General features: G+C 74.7%; 2 protein-coding genes and 1 pseudogene. 2 read left to right on the forward strand and 1 reads right to left on the reverse strand.

What is annotated here, in order from left to right; translation table 11 throughout:
* On the forward strand, positions 1–797 hold a 797-nt coding region (locus NBX02_RS16210), incomplete at its 5' end, for a 2-oxo acid dehydrogenase subunit E2 (RefSeq protein WP_250292043.1).
* A gap of 148 nt (positions 798–945) precedes the next feature.
* Positions 946–1,845, forward strand: coding sequence for a TIGR01777 family oxidoreductase (locus NBX02_RS16215; RefSeq protein WP_250287550.1), 900 nt, complete (start codon positions 946–948; stop codon positions 1,843–1,845).
* A 99-nt stretch (positions 1,846–1,944) separates the two neighbouring features.
* On the opposite strand, the pseudogene NBX02_RS16220 reads toward NBX02_RS16215, so the two are convergent.
* A pseudogene (locus NBX02_RS16220) lies at positions 1,945–2,789 on the reverse strand (hypothetical protein); the annotation flags it as partial.

Below are 2,789 nucleotides of genomic sequence, written 5' to 3' on the forward strand. Positions count from 1 at the left end.
CGCCGGTGGCGGCGCCCGCGCCGGTCGCCGCGGCACCGGCGGCGCCTGCCGCTCCCGTGGCGGCGCCGGTCTCGCTGCGTGGCCGCACCGAGAAGCTGTCGCGGCTACGTTCGGTGATCGCACAGCGGATGGTCGAGTCCCTCCAGGTCAGCGCGCAGCTCACCACCGTCGTCGAGGCCGACGTCACCCGCATCGCCCGGCTGCGCGGCCGCGCGAAGAAGGCGTTCGAGGCGCGGGAGGGCATCAAGCTGTCGTTCCTGCCGTTCTTCGCGGTCGCGACCTGCGAGGCGCTGCGCGAGCACCCCAACGTCAACGCCAGCGTGGACATCGAGCAGGGCACGATCACCTACTACGACGCCGAGCACCTGGGCATCGCCGTGGACACCGACCGGGGGCTGCTCGTTCCGGTCATCCACCACGCCGGCGACCTCAACCTCACCGGGATGGCACGCAAGATCGACGATCTGGCGGCCCGGACGCGGGAGAACCGGGTCACCCCGGACGAGCTCGGCGGCGGCACCTTCACCCTGACCAACACCGGCAGCCGCGGCGCCTTGTTCGACACGCCGATCATCAACCAGCCGCAGGTCGGGATCCTCGGGACCGGCGCGGTGGTCAAGCGGCCCACGGTCGTCGACGACCCCGAGCTCGGCGAGATCATCGCGGTGCGCTCGACGGTGTACCTCGCGCTCACCTACGACCACCGGATCGTCGACGGTGCCGACGCCGCCCGCTTCCTCACCACCCTGCGCAGGCGCCTGGAGGAAGGCGCGTTCGAGGCCGAACTCGGCCTGTGACCATCCGCTGACCAGATGATCCCGCAACCGCGGGCCGGGCGCCGGCGCGCGACCGGCGCATGCCCGGCCCGCGGTTAACGATCATGACTGACGGCCGTGGCTGACGGGCCCGCTCGCCAGCCAGCCATCCAGGGGTGAGGATCAGCCCGTGGACGTCGTTGTCTCCGGCGCCTCCGGCCTGATCGGGCCGGCGGTCGTCCCAGCCCTGCGGGCCAGCGGGCACACCGTGCGCACCCTGGTCCGGCGGCCCGTGCGGGACGACTCGGAGATCTACTGGGATCCGGCCCGCGGCACGCTCGACCCGGCCGCCCTGGCCGGAGCCGACGCGATCGTCCACCTGGCCGGCGCCGGGGTCGGCGACCGTCGTTGGACCGCCCGCTACAAGCGGCGGATCCGCGACAGCCGGGTGGCCGGGACGGCCCTGCTGGCCACCGCGGTGGCCGCCGCCCACCCGCGGCCACGGGTGCTGCTGTCGGCGAGCGCGACCGGCTGGTACGGCGACACCGGGGACCGTCCGGTCGACGAGTCCGAACCCCGCGGGAACGGTTTCCTCGCCGAGGTGGTGGCCGACTGGGAGACGGCCACCGCCGCCGCCGAGAACGCCGGTGTGCGCGTGTGCCACCTGCGCTCGGGGGTCGTCCTCTCAGCGCGCGGCGGTGCGCTGGCCCGGCAGCTCCCGTTGTTCCGGCGCGGGCTCGGCGGCCGGCTGGGCTCGGGCCGGCAGTGGCTGAGCTGGATCACTCTGGCGGACGAGACAGCGGCGATCATCTTTCTGCTGACCACGGACGGCCTGCGTGGCCCGGTGAACCTGACCAGCCCGGCGCCGGTCACCAACATCGCCTTCACCCAGGCGCTCGGCGCGGCGGTGGGCCGGCGGGCGATCCTGCCGGTGCCGGCCGTGGCGCTGCGGATCGCCCTCGGTGGTTTCGCCGACGGCGGCGTGCTCGTCTCCCAGCGGGTCCTGCCCCACCGGCTCCTCGACGCCGGCTTCACCTTCTCCCACCCCGATATCGACACCGCCCTGCGCGCGACGGCCACCGCCCCCTGACCGCCACCCCCTGACCGCCACCCCGGCGGCCCCGTACCGCCCATTTCGATCAAGAAGAGTGCCCGCTCCACGGAGCCGGCTTCAGCTGGTGGGGCCGGCTCAGCCTACGGTGTCGCCCCACGATGCGAGGCGCCATCCCTTGTCGGTCTTCACCAGGGTGACGTCGGACGGCCGCCAGTCGCGGCCGGGCTGCCGGGACAGGACCGTTCCGGCGGCGTCGACGTAGCTGTACGGCGGAATCCGATAGGTGACCCGCAGCACCGCCTTCTCGCCGCTGTTCTCCCGGACATCGAGATCGCTGATCTCGTGCCGCATACCGGACGTCCGGCCGCCGTTGGCCACGATCTGCCGCATCAGGGTGAGATCCCGCGCGTGGATGAGGCTGTTCAGCGCGTCCGCGTCGAGCAGGGCGTCCTCGTCAGCCCGCTCGAAGGCGCGGCTGCGGGCGTCGGTCAAGCTCGCCAGGACGTCCCGCCACGCCTGCCCGGGGGCGACCTGGGCGGCCGGCCCCGCCAGCCCGTTGGAGCGCGCGGTGACCAGCAGGCCGCCGGCGGGCAGGCAGACGAACACGATGAACGCGGCCACGATCAGCAGGACGCGCCGCCGGTTGCCGAACTGGGCGTGCCCACCGACGGGCCCGGCGGACGTGCCGCCCCGGGCAACAGCCGATCGCCGGCCTGTGCGGGCGCTCCCGGGACGCGGGCCGCCCACCCGCACGCCCCCGGCGGGCACCCCGCTGGCGCGGGACGCCACCGTGCGCGCGGTCACCGCGTTCGAGCCGCCGGCAGCGGAGAGCGTGGTACCCGGAGCCCCGCCACCCGGGACCGTGGCATCCGGGACCGTGGTGCCCGAGATCACGGTGCCGGGGGCCCCGGCGGCCGGGACCACGGCCGTCGGGGCGGCAGCGACACGGGCAGGCGCGCTACGGGCGGCCCCGGCGGTAC

Source organism: Protofrankia sp. CiP1_Cm_nod1 (assembly GCF_920888515.1).
Lineage (GTDB): Bacteria > Actinomycetota > Actinomycetes > Frankiales > Frankiaceae > Protofrankia.